Here is a 26,593-nt window from a genome sequence, read left to right as displayed (position 1 = left end):
TAGTCACAAAGGAACAGCGGCATTATTCTTTGGGCAACAGTCGAATGGCGTTCCGAACTCATGGAAATGTTGTTTGCCTGGTTTGACAGTCAAAGGGCATCACTACACACTCCGGTGATGAGCGAGCCTTGGGCCAATATCGTCGAGAAATTCCGGGAATGGGGAAGCCTGGAGAATGGTGCGTTCGGGGTGGCCACGTCTGGCATCGCGCAAATCGCCAGCCTTATTGCGGCAGGACCGCTGAAGGTTGCGTTGTTTGGATGGACCTCCATGCATGATCTGTGCATTCAACAATCCGATGTGCGGCCTTACAGCGGGCCATACCTGCGCATCTCGCCCTTACCATCCGGTTCGGTGGAGTTCCGCTACATCGACACTGCCATCGCCGATCGGCAATGGCAGCGCGTGGAAGCCGCCAATCGGGCGGTGGAACGCCTGCTGACGTTTCTTGAACAGCTCCGGTGGATAGCTCCCACTCCGAACGCCGCCAACGATTCCCCCGTTTAACGGCGCGCCACCGGCGGCACATAGTGCTCGAGTTCTGGTGCCGGGAAACGCACCGTCTCGCCTGTTTCCGCTGACTTGTAGAGCCCCATCATCATTTCCACGACGGCTAGACCGTCGTGGAAGGTTTCCAGTGGAGTCTCACCCTTGCGGAAACACTCGGTCATGTGGCGGTTCTCGTCGGTGTAGCCATAGACGCCGGCTTCGTCTTCCAGCACTGGCATCAGGCCTTGCTCGGCATTCTGTTTCTCGACGAGATCCTCGCCTTCCGAGCCTTGCACCGCACGTGACATGAAGATCTTGAGGCCGGTGCCCAGCGAATTGAATTCCATCGCGTATTCAGGGCCGAGCAGTTCGAGCTGTATGCGCAGGCCTGCGCCGACATAGGCCCAGGACGTAGTGGCTTCGATCATCAGTTCGTTGCCGGCTTCGTCTTCCAGCGCCACGACGCCGCGCGCGAAATCCTCGGAGGGATGGTTACGGTAGTCGACGCCCGAGCCGAAGCGACGGGCAAGGTCGTCGGCATACTGCGGCCGGGTCCATTTGAGGTTGGCAACTGTGCCATTCACCGATTTGACCTTCAGTGAACCCCGTGCCGCGCCCGGTGCCGTCAGCAGATGGCGCGCGACCTCGAGGCTGTGGCACATCATGTCCGACAGCACGCCGCCGCCCTGCTTGTCGCCTTGCCAGAACCAGGCTTCATGCGGCCCGGAATGTTCCTCCGCAGCACGGGCGAGATAGGGGCGGCCGGTGGTTGATGCGGCACGGCGCCAGATGATCTCCTTGCCGCGAATGACCGGCGTCGCAAACACCTGGTTCTCGAGATAGCCGTGGTTCAACCCGGCATCTTCGGCCAGCCGTACCATTTCGCGCGCTTCGGCAACGGTACGCGCCAGCGGCTTTTCGCAGGCAACCGCGAACACCCTGGATCGGCCGGCCTTGCTCTCCGCGTTCAGCGTGCGCATGACGTCGAGGCGCGTGTAGTTCGGCGACAGGATCCATACGGCGTCGAGCGTGGGATCGCCGAGCAGGCTTTCCAGGCTGTCGTGATTTTTGCAGACGCCGAGACCGAGCTCCCTAGCCAGCTTCACGAAGTGTTCGCGCTTTTCATTGCTGCGGCTGTAGACGCCGACGACGTCGACGTTGCGCACGCCGACCAGCGACTTCAGATGGAACTGGGCGATGAAGCCCGTGCCCACGAACCCGACGCGCAATCTCTCCTTCGGCAACTGTGCCATGGTCGTCCTTCCTGCTTTTTGTCTTTCAGATTGATCTTGGCCGCGCGGTCGAGCCGCGGATCTGCAGCGTCGTCGGCATCTCCAGCGTCTCGGCCTCGATTTCTTCTCCGGCCAGCACCCGCAGCAGGCGCCGCATTGCTTCCTGGCCGATCTCCGCGCGCGGTTGGCGCACGGTTGTCAGTGGTGGATAGTAGGCTTGGCTGAGGAACAGGTCGTCGAAACCGACCACCGAAATATCGCCCGGTACGTCGAGGCCCAGCCTGCGCAACTCGTTGATCGCACCGAAGGCCATTTCGTCGTTGGCGACAAACAGCGCGGTCGGCCGGTCGGGCCGCTCGAACAGCGCACGGCACAGTGTTTCGCCCGAATGCAGCAGATAGTCACCGACGGGTTCGTAGCCGCCAGGTATAGTCAGTCCGGCCGCCTGCATGGCTTGGCGAAATCCCTCGCGGCGGCGAACCGCCATGATTTCAGGAACGGGGCCGCAGATATGGGCGATCGCACGATGGCCTAGCCCGATCAGGTGTTCGACTGCGGTGCGCGAGGCGCCGGCATTGTCGATCTGCACATGCGGCAGGCCCATGCCTTCGATCGTTTCCAGCGCCACCACCACCGGCAGGCCCTGTAGGTGAGATCGGCTTTCCTCGGGCGACCAGGGCAATTTGCCGGTGATCAGGATCATGCCATCGGCATGGCCGTCGCGCAGCATGTCGAAATATTCGACCTCACGTTCGGCGTTGTTTTCCGTGTTGCCCATCAAAACCGAATAGCCGGCGGCGCGTGCCGTTGCCTCGACGCCTTTCATGATCTCCAGGTAGAAGGGGTTGCCGACATCGCGCACCACCATCAGGACGGCCATGGATTTCTGGGTGCGCAGGTTGCGGGCGCTGACATTGGGCCGGTAATTCAGCAGCTGCGCCACTTCACGAATGCGCGACAGGGTCGGTTCCGCCACCAGGCCTGTGTCGGAAAGCGCGCGCGAGACCGTGGCGGGGGAAACGCCGGCGCGTGCGGCGATGTCCTTGATCTTGGCAGGCCCGGCCATCCTGGTCAGCCTCGCATTGCCTTGGCGCGTCCATAGAACAGCATCAGCGCCACCAGCGTCGCGCCGAACACCATCTGCCGTCCGGCTTCGTCGATATGGACCGTGGTCAGGATGCTCTGGAGCAGGACCAGCAGTACAGCGCCAGCCATCGTTCCGGTGTAACCGCCCTTGCCGCCGGAAAGCGGTGTGCCGCCCAACACCACGGCGATGATCGACGGCAGCATGTACTGTTCGCCGACATTGGCGAAGGAGGAGCCGGAATAGCCGAGCAGACACATGCCGGCGATGGCCGCGAAAACTCCGGAGAGCATGAACAACGCGACGCGGATCATCTTCACTGGCACGCCGGCCATGAAGGCTGCCTGTTCGTTGGAGCCGATGGCGTAGACGCGGTAGCCGAACACGGTGCGGCGCAGCAGGAAAGCCATGGCGAGCCCGATCAGCAGCCACAGCCAGATGATGCCGGGCAGGCCGAGCAGGAACGGTTTGACGACGAAATCGGAGAGACCCGGGGCTGCGCGGCCGGATGGAATGCCGTTGCGGATCACTACCAGAAGGCCCTGCAGCACACCAAGCATTCCAAGCGTCATCACCAGCGGCGGAATGCGCAGCAGCGTGACGCCGACACCGTTGATCAGGCCGAACAGTGCACCGACGACGATGCAGACCAGGATTGCCGGCAAGATGCCGCCATCGGCACCGTTCATGACATTACCGGCCAGGATCGCCGCCAGCGAGACGACGCCGCCGACCGAAAGGTCGATGCCTTCACGTCCACCAAGGATGACCAGGTTCTGGCCGGCAGCGACGATGCCTAGCAGGGCGGCAACGATCAGCAGCCTCAGGATCTGTCCCGGCGAGGCGAAGCCCGGTGACAGCCATTCGCCGACGGCAAGCAGAAGCACGATCAGGATCAGTGCCACCACGAGCGGTTTCTTCAGGAAGGCCAGAGCGGCGTTCCCGATTGGCTTGGAGGGGAGGGCGTCGGCGCTCATGCCCGTGCTCCGCGGCTGACAAGGATGCCGGTCATCAGGGCTAGCAGGATGGCAAGCCCCTGCACGAAATTCTGCCATTCCGAAGGCGTGCCGACGAAGAAGACAAGCGCGTTGATGAGGCCGATGATGAGGGCGCCGATCAAGGACCCGGTCACCGTGCCGAACCCGCCGGCCAGTGCCGAGCCGCCCAGAACCACGGCGGCGACCGAATAAAGCGTCATCTTGCCGCCGACCAGCGGATCGCCGCTCGCCGTGTCGCCGGTGATGCAGAGCGCGGCGAGTGCCGCGAACAGACCGCAGAAAACGTAACCCTTGATGCGGATAGCGGTTACCGGCAGTCCGCTCTGGAAAGCCGCCTGCTGGTCGTCGCCGACCGCCAGCATCTGCGTGGTCAAACGCATGCGCATCAGGACGGCGAGCAGGATCGCCACTGCGGCGACAGCATAAAACACGAAAGGGATACCCAGGAAGCGGCCGCCATAGGTGGTCCAGTAGGCTTCGGGCGCCGGTGTCCCGGCCACCGGCAATACGGTGAGAGCAAGACCGGTGAAGAAGATGGAGGTCGCGAAAGTGGCAACGATCGCCTGTAGACGCAAGCCGGCCACGACGATGCCGTTGATCAGCCCGCAGGCCAGCCCGATCAGCGCGCCGGCCAGGCAGGCAGCGATGACGGCGAAACCGTCGCCGCCCCATTTCTGCATCAGCACGATCACCGAGACATTCACCAGTGACACTATGCTGCCGGCGGACAGGTCGATGTCACCGGAAAAGACCACATAAGTCTGCGCCACCGCCAGCATCATCAGCGCCAGGTAGGTCGAGATGAGCCCCGTCATCGAGCGGAAGCTCAGGCTGCGCGGCTCGAAGATGCCGTTGAGCGCCAGAAGCAGGATGAGGATGATCAGCGCAGGCAGGAAAGGATAGCGACGGATCAGGCGACCAAGGCCGCTGGTACTGGTCTGGGTGGCTGCGTTGCTCATCAGGCAGCCTCATATGCGGCGTGATAGAGGTTGTAGCGGGTTCGGTCTTCTCCCTGCAGTTCGCGCGTCACCACGCCCGAATTGAAGACCAGGATACGATCGGCGTTGGCAAGCAGTTCAGCGTCCTCCGACGAATACAGCACGATACCCATGCCTTCCGCCGCCAGCGAACGGATGAGCTGGAAAAGATCCGACTTCGCGGCCAGGTCGATGCCCTTGGTCGGGTCGTCCAGCAGCAGGATGGCAGGACGATCGATCAGCCAGCGCGCGATCACCACCTTCTGCTGGTTGCCGCCGGACAGCGCGTTCACCGGCTGGCCGATATCCTGGTATTTGGTCTTCAGGGCCTTCAGCGGTCCGTCGGCCAGTGCGGTGAGCGCGCCGGGGCGGGCAAAATGCAGCCTGTTGCGCAGGAAATGAATCGGGGTGACATTTTCCAGGATCGGCCGGTCGGTCAGGATTCCGTCGCGACCGCGATCGCCGGAAACATAAGCGATGCCATTGCGGATCGCTTCGGCCGGCGTGCGTGCGGCGCAAGCCCTGCCGCCGACTTCGATCGTTCCGGCATTGTGGACCAGGGCGCCGAAAATGGCGCGCAAAACCGAAGACTGGCCCTGGCCGTGCAGTCCGCCGAAACCGAGAATTTCACCCTTGCCGACAGTGAAGGAAATGTCGTGGAAGCCGGTACCGCTGAGCTTGGCAACGGACAGCATCGGTTCGCCGGCGGCCACCGGGACTGGCGGCTTGCTTTCAGCCGATAGTGCCTCGCGTTCGCCCACCATCTGGCGGATCACTTGATCGGCGTTCGTTTCGGCAATCGCGGAGGTAGCAACGGTGGCGCCGTCGCGAATGACGGTGACGCGATCGCCGATCGAGAAGATCTCATCCATGCGGTGGGAGATGAACACCATGGCGCGGCCTTCCTGCTTCAGGCGACGCAGGATTTCGAAGAAACGATCGACCTGGGCACGATCGAGTGCGGATGTCGGCTCGTCGAAAATGAGAATGGGCGCCTCGCTGGCGAGGGCCTTCATGATCTCGACCAGCTGGCGCTGGTCGGCGCGCAGCCTGTCCACGGTCACGTCGGCGGCAAAGCCTTCGCCGGCGACGTCCTGGAATTCGGCGATGATCCGGGCGGTTCGTTCTTCCAGTTCAGTGCGATCGACGAAAATACCGCCCTTTACCGGCATTGCCGGCAGCAGGATGTTCTCGGCCACAGTGCGGCGGGCAGCCAGGCTGAGTTCCTGGTAGAAGATGCCGATGCCGAGTGCCCGCGCCGCACGAGGGCCGTCGATGGTGACGGGCTTGCCGTCCAGCAACACGTCGCCGGCATCCGGCTTCACGCTGCCGGCGACGATCTTGCACAGCGTGCTTTTGCCCGACCCGTTCGAGCCGATAAGCACATGCACTTCGCCAGGTCTGAGATGCAGGTCGCCTCGGCTCAGCGCAACCGTTGCGCCATAGGCCTTACGCGCGCCGCGAACGATGAGTTCGGACATCGAAGCCGTTCCTTCGGCTGCTGGGCCTGGTAGCCCCCGGATAATCAGCTTACTTGAAAAATCGTCCCGGGTCCGCCCGGAGCAGAAGCTGCCGGGCGGAGGTCCGAGGCCGGTTACTTGAAGAGCTTTTCAGCGTCTTCGACCGAAAGCTGGCTGGTGAAGGAATAGTAGCCGGGCTTGCCATCCACCGCCTTCGCCGCGTCGTCGAGGTTCTTGTTGTCGATGAAGGGAATCGGCAGGTACATGGCGTTGCCGTATTGGCCAGCCGTTGCCGGCTCCTTCAGTTCCTTGCCCTGCAGCATCAGAACAGCGACGTTGAGGGCGCTGGCCATGACGCCGGGCGGGTTCACCGAGGCACCGGAATTCAGCTTGTCCTTCTTCCACAGGTCGATGAAATCCTTGCGGATTTCGCCGGTCGCGGCGATCGAAGACTGCTTGTTGGCGTCGATGATCGACTTCCACGCGCCGGCGGCCATGCCATCCTGCACCCAGACGCCGGTGATGTCGGGATAGGTGGCGAGCAGGTTCTGCATGGCCTGCTGGCCCTGCGCCTGATCCCAGTTGGCATTCACTTCGTTGACGATCTTGATGTCGGGATACTGGCCGAACACTTCCTTGTAGCCGGCAACGCGCATCTCATTGGCCGGGTGACCGGCCACGCCATTGATGGCGACGACATTACCCTTGCCGCCCAGCGTCTCGGCCAGCCATTTGGCGCCGGCAGCGCCCCAGGCCTTCTGGTCGATGCCGACATAGGTGGCGTCCTTGGACGACACTTCCGCGTCGGTGGCGATCACCATGATGCCGGCGTCCTTGGCCTGCTTGAAGATCGGGTCGAACGCGGTCGGGCTGTTCGGGTTGATGATGATGGCGTTGACGCCCTGGCTCATGAAATTGCGCACCTGCGCGATCTGGCCGGGCACGTCGACATTGGCGCTCTGCACTACGACTTCGACATTGACGCCCTTTTCCTTCCAGGCGGCAGCGGCAGCCTGTGCCTCCTCGATCATCTGGGTGCGCCATTCGGAACCGACCCAGCCGTTGGAAAGGCCGATCTTGAAATCCGCTGCGTAGGTGGAAAACGCCGATACGGCCAGCGCGGTGGTGGCCGTCAAAGCCAATACGATCGCTTTTTTCATTATTGATCCTCCCTGAGTGCGACAGCGGCGACAGTATCAGGAATGAAATCGATTTCAATAGCGGTTTCACGGCTTTTCAGCGCGATTTTTGTCGTCTGGTGCCAAAATTTGGAGAAGCGGATGAGGGACGCTGTCCCGTGCCAGACGGGACCGCGCTGTGCCTTATTTGACGTCGATGAAGTCGAGCACAGCCTTGTTGTATTCGTCCGGCGCCTGCAGCATCGCGAAGTGGCTGGCATTGGGCAGGATTATTTCGGTCGCGCCGGGGATCATCCTGGCCATGGCGTCGGTGTGCTCGCGCTTGATCGCCTCGTCGTGGTCGCCGGCAACGATGGCGATCGGCGTGGTGATCCTGGCGAGCTGTTCCTTGTTCCAGTTCGGCTGCGTTTCCCACATCTTGCTGATCTGGCCGACGAAGGCGTCGTACTGATCGGGTGTCTTGGAGAGTTTCTTATAGTCGCGGCCGGAGCGCTCGATATAGGCCGCGAAGGTCTTGTTGGTCAGGACACCCGGGTCGACACCATCCGTGGTGACGTTGGCAGCCTGCGCGAACACGCGCGTCAGCCGGTCGGGGTGGTTCATGGCGAGGTCTATTCCGATGATGCCGCCGTCGCTCCAGCCGACCAACGCGGTCTTGCCAATCTTGAGATGGTCGAGCAGGGCAACGTAGTCCGATGCCATGAGATCGTAGCCGAACGGCTCCTCCGTGCGGGTCGAGCGGCCGTGGCCGCGGCTGTCGGCAACGATCACCTTGTGCGTCCTGGCCAGTTCCGCCACCTGGCTTGACCAGATGTCGGCGTGGCCGAGTCCGCCGTGGATCAGCAGCACCGGATCACCTTTGCCATAGACGGCATAGTACATCTGGATGCCGTTGACGGGCGCATAGCCGCTTTCATCGGCCTTGGGCATCGGCGCCGGCTCTGGCAGGGTCTGCCACCGCTCCTCTGCAGAGGCGACGCCGGCAAGGAGCAGGAAGGCAACAACGCTCAGGGCAGTCCACAAACGCGGCATCGGGCGATCCTCCGGAAGGGAAGGCGAGATCAACTGCCTTACCTCCAGAAAAGTCAACAGCGACGGCATCGCCGTCGCTGTTGATGAATGCCTTCCTGGAGCCGTTGGGTTCAGGCGTCTTCTTCGACGAAGACTTCCTCGCGCTTCTTGCGCACCGAAGGCAGCAGGACGACCACCAGGACCAGGGCGGCGGCCAGAAGCAGCATGGCGCTGATCGGCCTGGTGACGAAGGTCGACGGATCGCCCCTCGACAGGATCATGGCCCGGCGCAGGTTTTCCTCAAGCATTGGCCCAAGCACGAAACCGAGCAGCAAGGGAGCCGGCTCGCAGCGCAGCTTGGCCAGCACATAGCCGAGGAAGCCGAAGAAGGCGACCGAGTAGAGATCCCAGGCGCTCGACTTCACCGAATAGACACCGATCGCCGAGAACGCCATGATCGCCGGGAACAGCACCTGGTAGGGTACGGTGAGCAGTCTCACCCACAGCCCAATCAGTGGCAGGTTGAGCACGATCAGCATCAGATTGCCGATCCACATCGAGGCGATCAGCCCCCAGAACAGCGCCGGCCGTTCGGCGGCGACGTCGGGTCCGGGCACGATGCCCTGGATGATCATTGCGCCGATCATCAGCGCCATCACAGGGTTGGCGGGGATGCCCAGCGTCAGCATCGGGATGAACGAGGTCTGGGCCGCGGCGTTGTTGGCCGATTCAGGGCCTGCCACGCCTTCGATCGCGCCCTTGCCGAATTCCTCGGGGTTCTTGGCGACACGCTTTTCCAGCGTGTAGGAGGCGAAGGAGGCGAGGATGGCGCCGCCGCCGGGCAAGATGCCCAGCACCGAACCGAGACCGGTGCCGCGCAGCACGGGAGCGGTCATGCGCCGGAAATCCTCGCGTGTCGGCATCAATCCGGTCACCTTGCGGATCATCACCGAGCGGTCATGTTCGTTTTCCAGGTTGCGCAGGATTTCGGCGACGCCGAACACGCCGACCGCAACCGCGACAAAGTTCAGGCCATCGGCGAATTCGCGGATGCCAAGCGTGAAGCGGGGCGTGCCCTCGAAAATGTCGGAACCAACCAGGCCGAGCAGCAGGCCAAGCACCACCATGGCCAGCGCCTTGATCACCGAACCATGGGCGAGCGCGATCGAAGACACCAGTCCGACGACCATCAGCGAGAAATATTCGGCTGAACCGAACTGCAGTGCGATTTTTGTCAGCGGCGGTGCAAACAGCGCCACAAGGAAGGTGGCCACCGTGCCGGCGAAGAAAGAGCCGAGAGCGGCAGTGGCAAGTGCTGCCCCCGCGCGGCCGTTTCGCGCCATCTGGTAGCCATCGATGGCCGTGACGGCCGAGGAGGATTCACCCGGCATGTTGATCAGGATGGCCGTGGTGGAGCCGCCATACTGGGCGCCGTAGTAGATGCCCGCCAGCATGATCAGCGATGAAACCGGATCGCCGATCTGGAAGGTCACCGGCAAAAGCATGGCAATGGTGGCGGTCGCGCCAATGCCGGGCAACACGCCGATCAATGTACCGAGCAGGACGCCGATGAGGCAGAAGATCAGGTTCCACAGCGTGGAGGCGGTGACGAAACCGAGCGCGAGATTGTCGAAAAGCTCCATGGCTCAGGCTCCTACCCAGGGTATCCACGGGCCGAACCGCTGGAACGGCAGGCCGAGCGCATAGCTGAACACGATCGTGGAGAAGATGGTGAGCGCCAGCGCGACGATGATCGCGGTGCCGGGCCGCATGCGTTGCGAGGCGAAGGCCGCGATCAGTGCCGTGATGAACAGGGAGGGCACGAAGCCCAGGCCGCGTACGGTAAGCCCGAAGAAGATCGGTGCGGGCAGGATGAAGAACATGCCGCGCCATGCGATCGCGCCGATCGGTTCGCCGGCGACGCGGGTTGCCTGGACGGCGATGATGGCGCCGAGCACGATCAGGATGCCTGACAGGACGAGCGGGAAGTAACCCGGTCCCATGCGAAAGGCGGTGCCGATCTCCTGGCCGAGTGACTGGTAGCCGAAGAACAGGCCGGCGGCGACGAAGATCGCCCCGCACGCGCCGTTCGCCGGATCGATGGAAAGCTTGTTCACGGTTCCCTCCAAAGGCCTGACGCTAGACTTCGCTAGATGCGGCCGCCGGGCATCCTCGATCAGGACCAGGCCGGCGACAAGGTGAAGGCCGGACGAGGGACGCTCGTCCGGCCTTCCGAAGGTTCAGTCTGCGTATTGGCCGGCAGCCTCGATCACCGGCTTCCAGCGGGCGACTTCGCTCTCGAGCTTGGCCTTGAGCGCTGCCGGCGTCGCGTCAGCCTCGGGCGAAGGCTTGGTGCCGAGTTCTGCGAAGCGGGCGATGACGTTCTCATCCTTCAGCGCCTTCTGCAGCGATTTGCTGAGCTTTTCGAGCACCTCTGGCGGCGTGCCCTTCGGGGCGTAGAGGCCGTGCCAGATGCCGACCTGGAAACCTGGCAGGCCAGCTTCTTCGGTGGTCGGGATGTTGGGCAGCACATCGAGACGGGCCGGCGAGGTGACGGCGTAGGCCTTGATCGTGCCACCCTGGATCTGCTTGGTCGTGTTGGTGGTCTGGTCGCACATAATGTCGACCTGGCCGCCGAGCAGGTCGGTCATTGCCGGACCGGTGCCCTTGTAGGGCACGGTCACGAACTGCGTCTGGATGGCGTTCATGAACATCATGCCGCAAAGATGCGAGGCGGCGCCGATGCCGGCATTGGCAAGCGTCACCTTGTCCTTGTTCGCCTTGACGTAATCGATCAGGCCCTTGAGGTCGGCGGGCTCGAAATCCTTGCGCGTGACGATCGTCATCGGCACTTCGGTGACGAGGCCTACATAGTCGAAGGCATTCAGCGTATCGTAGGCGAGCTTGCGGTAGAGTGTGGCGCTGGTGGCCATGCCGATATGGTGCAGCAGCAGTGTGTAGCCATCCGGATCGGCTTCGGCGACGCGGGCTGCGCCCAGCGTGCCGCCGGCACCGCCGACATTTTCCACGATCAACTGCTGGCCGAGGTCCTTGGACATCGACTCGGCGACCAGACGGGTGACCGTGTCGGTTGGTCCGCCTGCCGCAAATGGCACGATGACGGTGATCGTCTTGTCGGGATAGGTCTGCGCCACGGCAGAGCTCGCCAGAATGGCAAAGGTCGCAGCCGTCGCCAGCGAGGCGATAAGCTTCTTCATGAAATCCTCCCAGATCATCGTTCCAGTGCAGGTCTCCTCCAGCACCATGAACGGATGGCCGATAGGAAGAGCCTTCTTCGCGTTGGGCAATGTCCGACATAGAAGAAACTTCGGCATTCACGCTTCGACACCGCCGCAATGGGTGGAAATCGTAACATTGCGGCCAGGGCGTGTGTGGTTTCCCACACATCGGGCTTAGTCAGCGGTCTCCGCCGCTCCAAGCTGCTTCTTGTCGAGCCCATAGCGCTGCATCTTTTCGTAGAGCGTCTTGCGCGAGATTCCGAGCTGTTCGTAGACCGGCTTGAGGCTGCCGCCATGCGCGACAAGCGCCGCGGAGATGATGTCCTTTTCAAACTCCGCGACGCGATCCGCCAGCCGCAGATCGCCATTGGTGGTTTCGGTTGCCTGTGAGCCCGCATGCGGGCTCAGTCCCAGCACGAACCGGTCCGCTGCGTTCCTCAGTTCCCGCACATTGCCGGGCCAGTCCCGGCCTGCGATGTCTGCGATGACATGCGGTGCCACATCGACATCGTCGCGACGGTAGCGTCCGGCGGCTTCGCGCACCAGCTGCAGGAAAAGCAGGGGGATGTCCTCGCGCCGGGCGACAAGCGCCGGCATTCTCAATGTCACCACGTTGAGATGGTAAAGCAGATCGGCGCGGAAGCGTCCCGCAGCGACTTCGTCATCGAGATCGACCTTGCTGGTGGCGATGAAACGCACGTCGAGCGGGATCGGTTCGTTGGAGCCAAGCCGGTAGATGACACGGTCCTGTATGACGCGCAGCAGCTTTGCCTGCAGATCGAGGGGCATCGAGCCGATCTCGTCGAGGAGCACGGTACCGCCCCTGGCATGCTCGAACTTGCCGAAGCGAGGCCGCAATGCGCCCGGGAAAGCACCCGCCTCGTGGCCAAACAGCTCGCTTTCGATCAGCGTGGCAGGAAGGGCTGCACAATTGATGGCGATGAAAGGCCTGGTCGCGCGGCCGCTGATGTCATGCAGCGCGCGTGCCGCCACCTCTTTGCCGGTGCCGGTATCGCCGATCACCAAAATGTCGGCATCGGTGGCCGCGATGGCCCGCAGCTTGTAGCGCAGCTCGACCATCACCTGGGTGCGGCCGGGCAGGCGGGTCTCCAGGTCGTCGTTCTTGCCGGCTGCCGCGCGCAACTGGCGATTTTCAAGCACGAGGCTGCGCCGGTCGATGGCGCGCCCGGCCATTTCGATCAGGTGCTGCACGACATACGGCTTTTCGAGGAAATCGTAGGCGCCTTCGCGCATCGCACGCACGGCGAGCTGGACGTCGCCGTGGCCGGTCACGAGGATGACGGGAATATCCGCATCGATTTCGCGAATGCGGGCAAGAAGCGTCATTCCATCCATTCCGGGCATGCGGATGTCGGAAACCACGACACCGCTGAAGCCTGGTGTGATGAAATCAAGCGCGCGCTCCGCCGAGGCGCATTCCTGCAGCGCAAGTCCGGCAAGGTCGAGCGACTGGGCTGCAGCCCGGCGTGGTTCCTCCTCGTCGTCGACGAGCAGCACGATAGGAGGCTTCATTCGGCCGCCTCACGCACCGTGTTGCGCATTGCTTCGAGCTCGATCGTGAACAGGGCACCACCCTCGGGATGATTCAATACGGCAAGGCTTCCTCCGAAGTCCTTGATGATGTTGTAGGAAATTGAAAGACCGAGGCCCAGCCCCTTGCCAACGCCTTTCGTCGAGAAAAACGGATCGAATATCCGTTCCGCAATGGCATCGGCCACGCCGGGGCCATGGTCGCGGATCGTCACGAGCACTCTGCCTGCCTTGCGGCGAGCCTGAAGTTCGATGCGCCTGTCCGGCAGCCCTTCAACGGCGTCGGCTGCATTCGTGATGATGTTGACAAGCACCTGCTGAAGCCGGACCGATCCTGCCTTGACCGTCAGCGGCGTCCGACCGAGGTCGACAAGCAGTGCCGCATCGGCTGCCTTGAGCCGCCAGGCGACGATTTCCTGCGTGTCGCGCACGACGTCCGCCAGATCGACCGCGCCCAGTTTTTCGTTCGGCTTGCGGGCGAAATTGCGAAGATGACGGCTGATCGAGGCCATGCGGTCGGCAAGGATCGAGATACGCGCAACATTGTCGCGAGCCTCGGTGGTGCGGTTGCGCTCGATCAGGACTGCGGCGTTGTCGGCATAGGTTTTCACGGCTGCCAGCGGCTGGTTGAATTCATGAGACAGGGCTGCCGACATCTGCCCGAGTGCCGCCAGTTTGCCGGCCTGGATAAGGTCGGCCTGTGTTTGCCTCAGTTGCTGTTCCGTCGTGCGTCGCTCGGCGACTTCCGTCTCTAGGCGGGTGTTCACCAGCGCGAGGTCGTGCGTGCGCTCCTCGACGCGACGCTCCAGCTCTTCGCGGGCAAAGCGTTGCATTTCCATGCGTTCGGCAAGCCGGGCGCGCCGCTGTAGCAGGACAAAGCCGGCAAGGGCAGCCAGGCCTAGCGTCAGAAGTGCGGCGGCAACGGTGGTCAAAGCCTGTGTTCGCGCCGAACTCGTATCCAGGAGCACGTTGATCGTCCAGCCGGCGTCCGGCATGGCCTCGGACAGTACCAGATACTCGCTCTGCTGCCTGTCGAAATTGACGGTCATCAGCGAAAGGCGGTTTTCAAAATTGCCGCGTGTGACCGGCAGCTCGCGCAAGGAGGCGGTTGCATAACGCCGCGATGCGGCGGTGCGGGCGAGCCGCTCCGGCGTGAGCGGCAGCAGGCTGGTGTAGAGCCACTCCGGCCGCTCCGCCATGAAGATGATGCCTTCGGGATCGGTAACGATGATCTCGTCGTCGCCGCCAAGCCACGACGCTTCTATGGCGTCGACCTCGACCTTGAACACCACGACACCACGGATGGCGTCGCCGACATGCACGGGAGCCGAGAAATAGTATCCGCGTTTCAAAGAGGTGGTGCCGAGCGCGAAGAAGCGGCCGCGCTTGCCCTTGATCGCGTCCTGGAAATAGGGGCGATAGGAAAAATTCTCTCCGACGAAGCTGATCGGGCGGTCGAAATTGCTGGCAACGATCGTCTCGCCGTCCGGACCGATCACATAGATATCGGAGGATTGCAGCAACGCATTGATCTGCTTGAGATAGAGGTCGCCCCGGGCACGAAGTTCCGGGTTGCCGGGATCCGACAGCAATTCCTTGATGTCGTCATTGTCTGCGATCAGGGACGGAAGCGGTTCGAAGCGATTGAGCTGTCCCTGCAAGGCAGCAACCGCCAGCCGCAGTGTGGTTTTGCCGCGCGACGCCGCCTGGTCGAGATAGGCACGTGTCGCGAAGGTGCTGCCGTAGACGGCGAGCGCTGCCGCGAGTGCGACCAGAAGCGCAATCCAGAACCAGCGCCTGTTAGAAGATAGCTTGAGCATCAGCATCGCCGGTTGACCCGCAGGCAGTATAGCCGGCGTGCCATCTTGTACAACGGACCGGCAGACCACGGAAACCGGGTGCGATCGCGGGCGCATTTCGGCACATCCGCTGTTCTCGCAAAGGCATTGGATGATCGATCGGCAATTCCGATATCCGACCTTCTGTGGATACCAGGAAAATGGAGCGCGCCATGACGAACCGACCTGACGAATTGTCTGCAAACATTACCGCAACGCTGATCGGCGGTCCGACCGCCTTGATCAACATAGGCGGTCTCAATCTTCTGACCGATCCGGCCTTCGACACGCCGCAGGCCTATGATGGCGGGGTACGCCTGGTGAAGCTGACAGGTCCGGCTCTCGGTCCGGATGAACTGCCGCCCATCGACGCCGTTCTGCTCAGCCACGACCAGCATTTCGACAATCTCGATCATGCCGGCCGCGCCTTCCTGCCGAAGGCCGGCCGCGTGCTGACAACGACCGTGGGAGCGGAACGCCTGGGAGGTCGCGCTGAAGGTCTTGAACCCTGGCAGAGCGTGGATATCCAGACCCCGCAGGGCCAACGCCTGGTGATAACGGCGGCTCCCGCCCGCCATGGCCCGCATGGCTTCGAGCCGATCAGTGGCGATGTCATCGGCTTCATCATCTCTTTTGGCGACGCGAAGGGACCGAGCATCTATATTTCCGGCGACACGGTCTGGTTCGATGGTGTTGCGGAAGTCGCACGGCGTTTCGATGTGCGCCTTGCCGTGCTGTTCACCGGTTCCGCCAAGCCACGCGGTGCCTTCCATGTCACCATGGACGCCAATGATGCGATCGAGGCGGCCGCAGCCTTCAAGAAGGCGACCATTGTCGCCATCCACAATGAGGGCTGGGAGCATTTCACCGAAACGCAGGAGCAACTCGCCCACGCATTCAAGGCTCTGGGCATCGCCGACCGCCTGAAGGTACTTGAGAAAGGCAAGGCAACTGAATTTGGAGTTTAGGTTCAGTCCTTTGGCATGATTTCCTGCCTCCCTGTTTCACGCGACCTTTCGGCGTTCTGTCGTGTGAACGGACGAACGAGGTCAAAATGAGCCGTTGGCTTGTCATCATCGAACTGGTTTCCCGCCGGCAGTTTTGCCAGAGTGGGAAATTCAGTGCGATCGACGGAAGCGAAACGTGATTCCAGCAAGATTTCCCCGACCCAAACCCTGGACCGAGGTGGCAACTCTGCTTGTCGATGTTGCCACCGGGCGCAAGCCGGCCGACCTCGTGGTGCGCAACGGTCGCTGGGTCAATGTCCACTCTGGCGAGATCATCGCCGGAACCGACATTGCCGTTGTAGGGGGGCGTTTCGCCTACTGCGGGCCCGACGCTTCCCACGCCATCGGACAGGAGACTGTGGTGGTCGACGCGGGCGGGCGCTATCTGGTGCCTGGCCTGTGCGACGCGCACATGCATGTCGAAAGCGGCATGGTGACCGTTACCGAGTTCAGCCGTGCGGTCATTCCGCATGGCACCACGTCCATGTTCATCGATCCGCATGAGATCGCCAATGTGCTTGGCCTGCCCGGCGTGCGGTTGATGCATGACGAGGCGCTCGCCATGCCGATCAACGTGCATGTGCAGATGCCATCCTGCGTGCCTTCCGCGCCGGGGCTGGAGAACGCCGGTGCCGTGCTCACGGTCGAGGACGTCGCCGAGGCAATGACCTGGGAGAACATCATCGGGCTCGGCGAAGTCATGAACTTTCCCGGCGTCGCTGCCAACAATCCGGTCATGTCAGGCGAGATCGCAGCCACGGTCAGGGCCGGCAAGACGGTGGGCGGCCACTATGCTTCGCCGGACCTCGGCCTGCCGTTCCACGGCTATGTCGCCGGCGGGCCGGAAGACGACCATGAAGGCACGCGCGCCGAGGACGCGATTGCGCGTGTGCGTCAGGGCATGAAAGCGATGCTGCGGCTTGGTTCGGCCTGGTACGATATCGCCGAGCAGATCAAAGCGGTGACGGAGCAGGGGATCGATCCGCGCAATTTCATCCTGTGCACCGACGATAGCCATTCTGGAACGCTGGTGAATGACGGCCACATGGACCGTGTCGTCAGACACGCCATCCAGCAGGGATTGAAGCCGGTAACTGCGATCCAGATGGTAACGATCAACACCGCCCAGCATTTTCGGCTGGAGCGCGAGATCGGCTCGATCGCACCAGGGCGGCTTGCCGATTTCCTGATCGTGTCGAACCTTGCCGAAATGACCATGGACGAGGTCTATGGCCGCGGCACTCGGCTGGCGGCGAACGGCCGGCTCGAGGCCGATATCCCGCCCTATGACTATCCCGCCAGCGCCAAGAATACGGTCAAGCTTGGCAAGCGGCTCGCCGCCACAGATTTCGACATCAAGGCCCCAGAGGGCGCTAACAAGGTGCGCGCCCGTGTCATCGGTGTCATCGAGAACCAGGCGCCGACCCGAGCACTGGAGGCGGATCTGGTCGTCGAGGATGGCCTGGTCGCCATCGACCGGGCTGGCGATGTCTGCCAGATCGCGCTGGTCGAGCGTCATCGCGGCACCGGCGGCGTCACCAACGCCTTCGTGTCGGGCTTCGGTTACGTCGAGGACTGCGCGATGGCGTCGTCGGTCGCGCATGACAGTCACCACATCATCGTCGTCGGCACCAACAAGCAGGACATGGCGCTCGCTGCCAACCGGCTCGCTGAAGTCGGTGGCGGTGTCGTGCTTTATTCGAAGGGCAAGGAACTGGCATTGGTCGAAATGCCGATCGCCGGCCTGATGTCCGACGAGCGGGCCGAAATCGTCGCTGCCAAGGCCGAGAAGCTGACCGAGGCGATGCGCAAGATGGGCTGCTCGCTGAACAACGCCTACATGCAGCACTCACTTCTGGCGTTGGTGGTCATCCCGGAACTGCGCATCTCGGATGTCGGGCTGGTCGACGTCAGGACTTTCGAAAAGGTCGACCTGTTCGTCTGAGCGAAAGGCATTTCAGGACATCCCATGTATGTAGGCCGTTCTTACAGGTTGCTGGATTTCGCGCTTTGGTCGCGGCGCAGCGTGATCTACATGATCGCGGTGAGCGCACTGGCAGTGGCACTCTATCGCCTTCCCGGTACAGCCGGGTTCTCCGTGCCGTGGTCGGTGGTGCTCGTGCTCGGTACAACCGTTTCGCTCGTGACCGGCTTCAAGAATTCGCAGGTGTTCACACGCAGCAATGAGGCCTTGCAGGCGTTTTCCCAGATCACGGCAAGCAGCCGGTTATGGTCCAATTTCTGCAGGGACTTCACCGACGCTGCAATCGCAAGGCAGCTCATTTATCGACACCTCGCCTGGCTGACCGCACTGCGGTTCTCCTTGCGCAGGCCGATGCCTTGGGAGTCGCTGGCGCGCGCCGCCAACATCGAATTCCGTCGGCGCCGCTATCATATCCAGGAAGATAAAAGCGCGGTCGCCGACGAATTGCGCGCGCTGTTGGCTGAAGATGCCGACCGTGTCCTGAAAACGCCTCAGCCAGCCGTAACCCTTCTTGAGATGCAATCTGTCCAGGTCAACGGATTGCTCAAAAGCACCGCTGTCCCGACACAGGTCTATTCCGAGCTTACCAAGCTGATACGCGACTTCCATGATCAGCAAGCGCGTTGCGATCGCATCAAGAACAACCCGTACCCGCGGCAATACGCGATCATCAGTTCGATGTTCATGGTGATCTTCTGCACTCTGCTGCCCTTCGGCATCGTTCCCGTCTTCGCCGAGATGGGCAAACTGGGCGGCTTCCTCGGTCCTGTCGCGATCTGGCTGACCATCCCGTTCAGCGCGCTTCTCGGATGGGTCTACATGTCGCTGGACCTGGTTGGCGAGAGCAGTGCAAATCCGTTCGAAGGCGGCGCCAACGATGTCCCCATTTCCCAGATCTGCCGGGATCTCGAGATCGAGCTGCGCAGGTCGCTTGGCGAAACCAGCCTGCCGGCGCCGTTGCCTGCGATCAATGATATCGCGACCTGAGTGTGCCTCCTGTGTTCACACCTGGCCGATAAAAAGACGGAAATCCCGTGCCTCCGCCTCGGCCAGCATCGACGCCCTGCTGTCCGGATTTTGAGACAGGAAACGTTCAACGAGCCGGAATCCCAAGGCATAGCCAGACCAGCTTGGTCTACCGTCGGTGCCAAAGAACCATGCCTCGTGATCGTAGTCCGTCTTGTCCCATTCCTGCAGCGCCGACCCGACATGAGCCCGGACGGTATCCATGGGCAGCAATTCCCAAGGCTCCAGAGGTTGCCCGTAGAGTTCCTGGGCGAAATGTCCGGCAAGTCCTTCCGAAACCAGCGCTTCACCCAGAGAAGAGCCATAACCCGGTCCGTCCCAGCGGGCAGCGTGATGAAGCTCGTGTGCAAACATCCGCTCGAGTGATGCGTCCGCATTGGCTTGCAATGCCGGATTGTCCGGGTCGACCGTCACGAAAATAACGCCCGGTCTTGGCGCATACCCCATATGTCCCTTATCGGGAATGACCCAGCCTCCCGACTGTACGACGACGTCCAGAGGTTGGATGGGCATCAACGCGATCGCCTTGGCATGCGTTTCCGTCAGGCAGTCGCGAAGCCAGTCGTGATGTTGCGCGAGCGCGCCGCGGGCATCGAGGAAATGAAGTTCCATGGACATAACCGCAAGCCTCAACGGCGTTTGAGGATGAAGCCGCACCCCGAGATCAATTCTGGCTGCCGTCTGTGCTATTGCCCACCGGTCACCACGGTCAGCACCTTGAACGGCGTGGTGATGACGATCTGGGCCACGGATCCAACCGCCTGGCCAAGGCCGGTGCCGAGCTGTTCGATCGGTTGGTTGCTGGCAGGTTCAGCCTCGGCCAGCGCCGCCGGCGTTCGCAACTGCTTGCCGAGCAACTGCACCAGAAGTGGGTTGTCTGCGAACTTCGCATGGTTCAGCCGATCGCCACTTTCAGTCTTGGTCAGGTCGACGACCGTGACGCCGTATTGCGCGAGATCTGAGGCATTGCCGTAGTCGCCGACGCGCGGCTTGGCGCCGGAGATGAAAGTCGAAAGCTGCAGGGCGCGGTCGTCTGCCGACAGGAGCACGGTGAAGGGCCGGTCGGGTTTGCCGTAGCGTATCATCTGTTTCTTGAACACATCGACGTCGATGTCGGGGGAGGCGAGCACGACATAGCCGAGCTTGCCGGAAAGGTCGCGGTTTCCGGTGATGGCCAACTGCCGCAAGGCCTCCATCGCTACCCAGTTGCCCATGGAATGAGCGATGATGTCGATGCTCTTTGCTTTGGTCTTGGCCAGCAACCGCAGCGTCGCCTCAAGATCGTCGCGGGCGGCGTTGGCGCTTTCCTTGTCGTAGATGTAGCCGGTGGTCTTGCCGGCCGATGCCCAGGAAAACAGCACCGGCGTGCCTGGATAGTTCGTGTCCTGGACGATCTGGGTCAGCCGATAGACGCCGTCGTCGAAGCCGTTGTTGTAGCCATGCACGAAGACCAGAACGCGCCCGTCACTGCGGGCGATGTCAGCGCCCACGGCCTGCTCGAATTCCCTGGCGTTGCCGTAGAGGGTGGCGCGGGTTGCGGTGAAGTGTTTGGCTGGGTCACTTTGCGCGCGCCCCCTGGCGCGCTCGATCTGGCCCACCTGATGGATCTTCGGCACCGAAACGTCGATGCGCGCATATTGCGTACGCAGCGAGCGTTCGCTGGCAAACACCTGGCGCGGTTCGGTTTTCGCTGCCTCGCGCGTGGTGGCGACATAGATGTCATGGGTGGCGGCAATCGCCGAAGCCGGCGCCTCGATCGCGGTCTTGTTGAGCAGGTCGTGCGAATTGGAGCCGGCGCAGCCAGTGGCCGAGAGCGCGATGGCGACGACGAACAAAGCCTTCCAGCGCATGAAGCCGATCCTGATGCCTTCGCGCCCGAACACGGCGCCTTCAATCTCGAATAGAGGCTGGAGCTGCCCCCGTCCAGATTATTTGAGCCGTGACCTACATCATGCCCAGCTGTTTGATGCGGTCCGTGACGGTGCGGTCATTGGCGTAGCCGTCGTCTTCACGCAGTCGCTGACCGAGCAGTTTGACCATCTCTGGGTTATCCGCGAACTTGTTGTGATTGAACGAGTCCGTGCCCGACTTGGAGGACAGGTCGACAACGGTCACGCCGTAGTCGGCAAGTTCAGCTGCTTCCTTGTAGTCACCGAGACGGGGGCGTGAGCCGGCGAGAATGCCGGAGAGCCGCAGCGCGCGATCGTCGTCTGACAGAAGCACGATGAAAGGCTTGTCCGGCTTGCCGTAGCGGCGCATCTGGCTTTTGAATACGTCAACGTCGATATCCGGCGACGCCAGCACCACATCGCCCAGCTTGCCGCTCAGGTTGCGGTCGCCGGTGATGGCGAGCTGGCGCAGGGCTTCCATCGTCACCCATGTGCCCATGGAGTGCGCCACGATGTCGATGCGGCGTGCGCCCGACCTGGCCAGTGTGCGCAGTGTGACTTCGAGCTGGTCGCGGGCGACACTGGCGCTCTCGCGGTCATAGACATAGCCGGTGGTCGAGGCGCCGGATGCCCAGGAAAACAGCACCGGCGTGCCGGGATAACCGGAATCGTTGACGATTTGCGTCAGTCTGTAGACGGCATTGTCGAACGAAGTGTTGTAGCCGTGCACGAACACCATGGCACGGCCGCCACGGGCGGCGATGTCGGCATTGAGTGCCGCCTCAAATTTCGGCTCGGTGTCATAGCCGACCATCTGCGAGGCCATGAAATATTTCGATGGATCGTCGGAATTACCACGACTCTTGCGTTCGATTTGTCCGATCTGGTGTTCTTTCGGCACGGTGACGTTGACGCGTGCGTAGTTCAGCGTCGACGAACGGTCGCCGTCGAAGCCCTGGTTGGGGTCGTCGGAGCGTTTGCGGGTTGTGGTGATGAAGATTGCGTGGTTGCCGACGATGTCGGAAACCGATGCCGTTACCATCGCACTGCCCAGCACTTCCTGCGGCCCCTGGCTGGCGCAGCCGGCGGCAACAAGCGTCATCGCAACGATCAGCAACCTTTTCAAACGCACGATACGTCCAGCCCTGCTAAATCCGACTCCCGCCGGTTCTTGTCTTTTGAAAGCAGTCTCCGGACAAGTGAAGTGCGGCCAAAGTAAGTCGGTGGCCGCGAAAACCACATTGCGAAGCTCCTGTCGAGGCCCGGGTGTTGCGCCAAAGCCAAAATGGCGGCAGGAACGATTGCTGTAATTTCTACAAGGGCTTGCCTCATGACCAGTTTTGTCGACCGGGTCGCCAACGCAGCCGCGGCGGTGCGGCAGATCTTCCCAGAGACGCCGCTGCAGGAGAACGACTACCTGTCGCGCAAATACGGCGCGCGCGTGCTTTTGAAGCGCGAGGATCTGACGCCGGTGCGTTCCTACAAGATCAGGGGCGCCTTCAATTTCTTCCGCAAGGCGTTGGCGGAAGGCAACGAAGCCGAGCTTTTCGTCTGTGCATCCGCAGGCAACCATGCACAGGGTTTCGCTTTCGTCTGTCGGCATTTCGGCCGCAAGGGCGTCGTCTTCATGCCTGTGACGACGCCCCAGCAGAAGATCGACAAGACACGGCTGTTCGGCGCCGAATTCGTCGAGATCAGACTGGTCGGCGACTTCTTCGACGAATGCTATCGCGCCGCCTTTGAATTCACCGAGCAGAGCGGTGCGCATATGGTGCCGCCGTTCGACCACAAGGACATCATCGAGGGCCAGGCGACGGTGGCTTATGAGATCGCCGACCAGATGCCCGGTGCGCGGCTGCCCGACATCATCATGCTGCCGGTCGGCGGCGGCGGGCTTTCTGCCGGCGTCTCACACTATTTCACCCAGGGGGGCAGGGCGCCGCGTTTCGTTTTCTGCGAACCTGCCGGTGCGCCGAGCCTCAGGGAAAGCCTCGCTTCCGACAAGCGCGCGAAACTCGCAAGGGTCGACAACTTCGTCGACGGCGCTGCCGTTGCCGAGATCGGTCGCGAGCCGTTCCGCCATCTGAAGGGCTATTCCAAGGACGATGTGCGGCTGGTGCCGGAGAACCGGCTGTGCGCCACCATGATCGAGATGCTGAATGTCGAAGGCGTCGTTCTGGAGCCCGCCGGCGCGCTCGCCATCGATGCGCTCAAGGATTTCCCGCGCAAGGAGATCAGGGGCAAGACCATCGTCGCCGTCGTGTCGGGTGGCAATTTCGACTTCGAACGCTTGCCTGATGTCAAGGAACGGGCTCTTCGTTTCGAGGGATTGAAGAAGTACTTCATCATCCGCTTCCCGCAGCGGCCGGGCGCGCTGCGCGATTTCCTTGAGATGCTGGGGCCGGACGACGACATCGCCCGCTTTGAGTATCTGAAGAAATCGGCGCGCAATTTCGGGTCGGTGCTGATCGGCATCGAAACCAAGGACCGCCGCAACTTCGATCTGCTGACCGCGAATTTCGCCGCGCACGGCGTGCAGTATCAGGACATCACCGACAACGAGACGCTGGCAGGTTTCATCATATGAACGGATTCGTTGCGCTGTTTTCCGGCATCAATGTCGGCGGTAACCGCATCGTCAAGATGGCGGAGTTGCGTGACTTCTTCGAACAACTCGGCTTTGCCGATGTCGCAAGCTACGTGCAGAGCGGCAACGTGGTGTTCCGCTCGACACATACCGATGCCATCGCGCTGACGAACATGCTGCAGGATGCATTCGAGAAGCGCTGGGGATTTCGTTCACGCATCATGGTGCGCGATGCGGCCTGGTTTGCGCGACTGGTAGCCGATAATCCTTATCCCGAGATCGCGGAGGACCCGACCCGGTTGCATGCGATGGCCCTGGAACGTGAACCGACGCCAGAGGAGGTCGCCAGGCTTGCCGAAAAATGCACCGGGCCCGAGCGCTTCGAGGTGAAAGGCGATGTCCTCTACCTGCATGCCCCCGATGGTCTGGGCAAATCGAAATTCGCCGAAATCCTGCCGCGCACGCTCAAAGTGCCCGGCACGATGCGCAACTGGCGCAGTGTCCTCGCCCTGGCAGCGCTGATCGGCGCCTAGGCCGCTGCCCAGTTGAAGACCAGTTCCTCGCGGAAGGCGAAGCGCTTGATGTGGTCTTCGACGACACGTTCGAGCTGTTGCAACTGGCTGGTATCGCTCGCGGTCAGTGCGATGCGCAGCGCTGCCGCATCGGCATCCATCACCGTTTTACCGATGGTCAGCTCGATTTCACCGTGGTTCGGATCGAAGGTGACCGGAAATTTATGTGCCCAATGCTTGCAGAGCTGTTGCAGATAGCGGCTGGCATGTTCGGTGGTGACGTCGGCATTGCTGGTCGACATGGGAGTTCTCCGTTCGGCTGTCTGGCTGGCGTCACGCTGGCTGATGAAAGCGGGCCCGGTTCTTCATGACGTTCCCGCTGAAATAGTGAAGCGCTGGTAGCCGCCCGGCAGGTTACCAGTTTCCGGTATTGGCCATCGAGGCCCAGGGTTCTGCCTTCTCCTGGGCGGCACCTTTCTGCAGGAGCTCGATCGATATGCCGTCCGGCGACTTGATGAAGGCCATATAGCCATCGCGCGGCGGGCGGTTGATCGTCACGCCCCGATCCTGCAGGCGCTGGCAGGTGGCGTAGATGTCGTCGACCTCATAGGCGAGGTGGCCGAAATTGCGCCCGCCTTTGTAGTCTTCGGGATCCCAGTTGTAGGTTAGCTCGATCAGCGGTGCGCGCGCTTCGACGCCGCTTTTCTCATCCTCGGAAGCTGCCAGGAAGATCAGCGTGAAGCGGCCCTGTTCATTTTCGATGCGGCGGACTTCCTTGAGGCCCAGCTTGTTGCAGTAGAAATCAAGGGATTCGTCGACATTGGTCACACGGACCATCGTGTGCAGATAGCGCATATTGCTCTCCAAGCTTGGGATCGCGCGCACCATAGGGGTGGTCGCAGGATGCCGCAACGCTGAAAAGCAACGTTACGGCAGCCAGCAAACAGTCTTTGCGAGCTCGACTGAATATAACTCTGAATGAGCCGGTGAAAAAAGGCACGTCAGGTCTTGCACACCCCGGAAGCCGAAGTGTTAATCTCATGTAAAGAATCAGTGGCTGCAGTTTCGGAGAAAGGGGGCATTCTGATGGGGGAAAAAGCCTCTCTGACCAGTCGGGATGCGCTTCTTGGCGATACCGCTGGGCATGACGAGATCGGCGAATCCGCGGATCTGCTGGAGATCTCCGGCGCGATCAAATGGTTCGACGTTGCCAAGGGATACGGCTTTATTCTTCCAGACGAAGGTGTCTCCGGCGATATCCTGCTCCATGTGACCTGTCTGCGGCGCGATGGTTTCCAGACTGCGCTCGAAGGCGCTCGGGTTGTCTGCCTTGTCAAGCAAGGTGATCGCGGCCTGCAGGCGTTTCGCGTTCTCTCGATGGACACCTCGACCGCGGTCCATCCTGCCGAACAGCAGGAGCAGCGCACGCACGTCACGGTGACGCCGGAAAGCGGGCTGGAACGCGCGCTCGTCAAGTGGTTCAACCGCACCAAGGGTTTCGGTTTCCTCAGCCGGGGCGAGGGTACCGAGGATATCTTCGTGCATATGGAAACGCTTCGCCGCTACGGTGTTACGGAACTCAGGCCCGGCCAGGTCGTCCTGGTGCGTTATGGTCGTGGCGACAAGGGGCTGATGGCGGCGGAAATCCACCCGGATATGGGGACGCTGCCAGTCGCTCACTGAGCGCATGGTTTTTCGTGATCGAGGCCGCCTTCGCGCGGCCTTTTGCTTATCCGGCATGGGCTGTCTTGCCATCATCGGCCATCATCTAGGCGCCGGTCGTGTAGCGATGGTCGTCGGATGCGAGCACCAGTGCGAAGGCCGCCACCACTTTCCATGTCGTATGGAAATGTTCTTGCTACTCACAGGTGCTCCCGAACCTTGTGTAGGGCGGTTGCGTGCGTGAGCGAGCGCGTGCCAGTTCTACAAGGCTGTTTGATGTGGCCGTTGTCATCGGTCAGGTTTTAACGGGACACAATGCTGCAAGGCGCTTGCGCCGGTCGGCGGGCCGTCTAGGGTGCGGCGGTGCGGTGAATGAAGCAGGAACGACGATGGTTGGATTTTCGATACGGCAAACTTGGCGTCTTTTGGCTCTGGCTGGCCTTGTGGTCGCATCGCTTGTCGTGGGCCGGACACAGGCAGCCGAGGGGCAGGCGATGATGTTGCCTGTCGACCCGGCGCCGCTGGTTGCCGTCACAGGCAACGGCGACCGTCCATTCCAGATTGAGATTGCAGACGATGATGGTGAGCGCGAAGCGGGGCTGATGTTCCGCCAGACGATGCCGGACGATCGCGGCATGCTGTTTGTGTTTCCGCAGACAGAGAGTGTCGGATTCTGGATGAAGAACACGCCGATGCCGCTCGATCTGCTTTTCATCGGACAGGACGGCCGTATCAAGGCGATCCGGCAAGGGGAGCCGCAGTCGGAAGCGGTCATCGCGCCCAATGAGCCGGTGCGTTTCGTGCTGGAGTTGAAAGCAGGCACCGCCACGCGCGAAAACATCAAGGAAGGCGATCTGGTCAGGCATCCGGCCGTCAACGCTGTCTCTGGCGTCAACTGAAGGTGGTTC

Annotated in this window: 25 protein-coding genes; 8 read left to right on the top strand and 17 right to left on the bottom strand. The window is 61.9% G+C overall.

The features are described from left to right. Positions 1-60 precede the first annotated feature (60 nt). The gene (locus ACFWYE_RS06075) at positions 61-507 is read left to right on the top strand and encodes a hypothetical protein (RefSeq protein ID WP_379072448.1); all 447 of its coding nucleotides are present in this window, start codon (positions 61-63) and stop codon (positions 505-507) included. Here ACFWYE_RS06075 and ACFWYE_RS06070 read toward each other — a convergent pair. The 12 genes from ACFWYE_RS06070 to ACFWYE_RS06015 all read right to left on the bottom strand — a co-directional run bounded on the left by ACFWYE_RS06070 (position 504) and on the right by ACFWYE_RS06015 (position 15,000). Beyond that, a complete protein-coding gene (locus ACFWYE_RS06070) occupies positions 504-1,742 on the bottom strand; it encodes a Gfo/Idh/MocA family protein (protein ID WP_379110190.1) in 1,239 nt (412 codons plus the stop codon). The genes ACFWYE_RS06075 and ACFWYE_RS06070 overlap by 4 nt on opposite strands. A gap of 25 nt (positions 1,743-1,767) precedes the next feature. Beyond that, positions 1,768-2,787, bottom strand: coding sequence for a LacI family DNA-binding transcriptional regulator (locus ACFWYE_RS06065; RefSeq protein WP_379110188.1), 1,020 nt, complete (start codon positions 2,785-2,787; stop codon positions 1,768-1,770). A 5-nt stretch (positions 2,788-2,792) separates the two neighbouring features. Next, positions 2,793-3,782 (bottom strand): ABC transporter permease, encoded by a 990-nt coding sequence (locus ACFWYE_RS06060; protein ID WP_379110186.1) that lies wholly within the window; start codon positions 3,780-3,782, stop codon positions 2,793-2,795. After that, positions 3,779-4,762, bottom strand: coding sequence for an ABC transporter permease (locus ACFWYE_RS06055; protein ID WP_379072440.1), 984 nt, complete (start codon positions 4,760-4,762; stop codon positions 3,779-3,781). The genes ACFWYE_RS06060 and ACFWYE_RS06055 overlap by 4 nt, the downstream gene beginning before the upstream one ends. Further along, positions 4,762-6,261, bottom strand: coding sequence for a sugar ABC transporter ATP-binding protein (locus ACFWYE_RS06050; protein ID WP_379110185.1), 1,500 nt, complete (start codon positions 6,259-6,261; stop codon positions 4,762-4,764). Before ACFWYE_RS06050 ends, ACFWYE_RS06055 begins: the two co-directional genes overlap by 1 nt. Before the next feature lie 113 nt (positions 6,262-6,374). After that, entirely contained in the window at positions 6,375-7,400 is a 1,026-nt protein-coding gene (locus ACFWYE_RS06045; protein ID WP_379072437.1) for an ABC transporter substrate-binding protein, read from the bottom strand. 162 nt (positions 7,401-7,562) lie between these two features. Then, on the bottom strand, positions 7,563-8,411 hold the full coding sequence (locus ACFWYE_RS06040) for an alpha/beta fold hydrolase (RefSeq protein ID WP_379072435.1): 849 nt from the start codon (positions 8,409-8,411) through the stop codon (positions 7,563-7,565). Between the two features lie 110 nt (positions 8,412-8,521). Then, entirely contained in the window at positions 8,522-10,033 is a 1,512-nt protein-coding gene (locus ACFWYE_RS06035; RefSeq protein ID WP_379072432.1) for a tripartite tricarboxylate transporter permease, read from the bottom strand. A gap of 3 nt (positions 10,034-10,036) precedes the next feature. After that, positions 10,037-10,507: a tripartite tricarboxylate transporter TctB family protein gene (locus ACFWYE_RS06030; protein ID WP_379110183.1), complete on the bottom strand. Its 471-nt coding sequence runs from the start codon at positions 10,505-10,507 to the stop codon at positions 10,037-10,039. Between the two features lie 123 nt (positions 10,508-10,630). Further along, positions 10,631-11,608, bottom strand: coding sequence for a tripartite tricarboxylate transporter substrate-binding protein (locus ACFWYE_RS06025; RefSeq protein ID WP_379110622.1), 978 nt, complete (start codon positions 11,606-11,608; stop codon positions 10,631-10,633). A gap of 195 nt (positions 11,609-11,803) precedes the next feature. Next, positions 11,804-13,162 carry a sigma-54-dependent transcriptional regulator gene (locus ACFWYE_RS06020; protein ID WP_379072427.1) on the bottom strand — a complete coding sequence of 453 codons (1,359 nt, stop codon included), beginning with the start codon at positions 13,160-13,162 and terminating at the stop codon, positions 11,804-11,806. Continuing rightward, positions 13,159-15,000, bottom strand: a complete 1,842-nt coding sequence (locus tag ACFWYE_RS06015) for an ATP-binding protein (protein ID WP_379110181.1) — start codon at positions 14,998-15,000, stop codon at positions 13,159-13,161. The genes ACFWYE_RS06020 and ACFWYE_RS06015 overlap by 4 nt, the downstream gene beginning before the upstream one ends. Before the next feature lie 191 nt (positions 15,001-15,191). On the opposite strand from ACFWYE_RS06015, the gene ACFWYE_RS06010 reads away from it, so the two are divergent. From ACFWYE_RS06010 to ACFWYE_RS06000, 3 genes are all read left to right on the top strand, one after another. Further along, positions 15,192-15,986, top strand: coding sequence for an MBL fold metallo-hydrolase (locus tag ACFWYE_RS06010; RefSeq protein WP_379110179.1), 795 nt, complete (start codon positions 15,192-15,194; stop codon positions 15,984-15,986). 175 nt (positions 15,987-16,161) lie between these two features. Further along, complete coding sequence (ade, locus tag ACFWYE_RS06005; protein ID WP_379110178.1) at positions 16,162-17,970, top strand: adenine deaminase; 1,809 nt, start codon at positions 16,162-16,164, stop codon at positions 17,968-17,970. A 24-nt stretch (positions 17,971-17,994) separates the two neighbouring features. Further along, positions 17,995-18,996 (top strand): bestrophin family protein, encoded by a 1,002-nt coding sequence (locus tag ACFWYE_RS06000; RefSeq protein ID WP_379072416.1) that lies wholly within the window; start codon positions 17,995-17,997, stop codon positions 18,994-18,996. 15 nt (positions 18,997-19,011) lie between these two features. Here ACFWYE_RS06000 and ACFWYE_RS05995 read toward each other — a convergent pair whose 3' ends face one another. From ACFWYE_RS05995 to ACFWYE_RS05985, 3 genes are all read right to left on the bottom strand, one after another. Continuing rightward, on the bottom strand, positions 19,012-19,647 hold the full coding sequence (locus tag ACFWYE_RS05995) for a DUF2268 domain-containing protein (RefSeq protein WP_379110177.1): 636 nt from the start codon (positions 19,645-19,647) through the stop codon (positions 19,012-19,014). Positions 19,648-19,721: 74 nt separating this feature from the next. Continuing rightward, positions 19,722-20,885, bottom strand: a complete 1,164-nt coding sequence (locus tag ACFWYE_RS05990) for an alpha/beta hydrolase (protein WP_379073094.1) — start codon at positions 20,883-20,885, stop codon at positions 19,722-19,724. A 94-nt stretch (positions 20,886-20,979) separates the two neighbouring features. Next, positions 20,980-22,026 (bottom strand): alpha/beta hydrolase, encoded by a 1,047-nt coding sequence (locus ACFWYE_RS05985; RefSeq protein ID WP_379073092.1) that lies wholly within the window; start codon positions 22,024-22,026, stop codon positions 20,980-20,982. Between the two features lie 228 nt (positions 22,027-22,254). On the opposite strand from ACFWYE_RS05985, the gene ilvA reads away from it, so the two are divergent. Together ilvA and ACFWYE_RS05975 are read left to right on the top strand one after the other, a co-directional pair. Beyond that, complete coding sequence (gene ilvA, locus ACFWYE_RS05980) at positions 22,255-23,511, top strand: threonine ammonia-lyase IlvA (protein WP_379110175.1); 1,257 nt, start codon at positions 22,255-22,257, stop codon at positions 23,509-23,511. Beyond that, the gene (locus ACFWYE_RS05975; RefSeq protein WP_379110173.1) at positions 23,508-24,044 is read left to right on the top strand and encodes a DUF1697 domain-containing protein; all 537 of its coding nucleotides are present in this window, start codon (positions 23,508-23,510) and stop codon (positions 24,042-24,044) included. The genes ilvA and ACFWYE_RS05975 overlap by 4 nt, the downstream gene beginning before the upstream one ends. Here ACFWYE_RS05975 and ACFWYE_RS05970 read toward each other — a convergent pair. After that, positions 24,041-24,325: a DUF2218 domain-containing protein gene (locus tag ACFWYE_RS05970; RefSeq protein WP_379072405.1), complete on the bottom strand. Its 285-nt coding sequence runs from the start codon at positions 24,323-24,325 to the stop codon at positions 24,041-24,043. The genes ACFWYE_RS05975 and ACFWYE_RS05970 overlap by 4 nt on opposite strands. Before the next feature lie 112 nt (positions 24,326-24,437). Further along, entirely contained in the window at positions 24,438-24,878 is a 441-nt protein-coding gene (gene gloA, locus ACFWYE_RS05965; RefSeq protein ID WP_379110171.1) for a lactoylglutathione lyase, read from the bottom strand. A 231-nt stretch (positions 24,879-25,109) separates the two neighbouring features. Here gloA and ACFWYE_RS05960 point away from each other — a divergent pair, with 231 nt between their 5' ends. Then, entirely contained in the window at positions 25,110-25,706 is a 597-nt protein-coding gene (locus ACFWYE_RS05960; protein ID WP_379072400.1) for a cold-shock protein, read from the top strand. A 473-nt stretch (positions 25,707-26,179) separates the two neighbouring features. Then, complete coding sequence (locus tag ACFWYE_RS05955) at positions 26,180-26,584, top strand: DUF192 domain-containing protein (RefSeq protein ID WP_379110170.1); 405 nt, start codon at positions 26,180-26,182, stop codon at positions 26,582-26,584. The last annotated feature ends 9 nt before the right edge of the window (positions 26,585-26,593 follow it).

It is taken from the genome of Mesorhizobium sp. NPDC059025 (assembly GCF_042739655.1).
In the GTDB taxonomy this organism is placed as follows: domain Bacteria; phylum Pseudomonadota; class Alphaproteobacteria; order Rhizobiales; family Rhizobiaceae; genus Mesorhizobium.
Note: the sequence above shows the minus strand (reverse complement) of the source record. Positions and strands in the feature narration are given on the sequence as shown.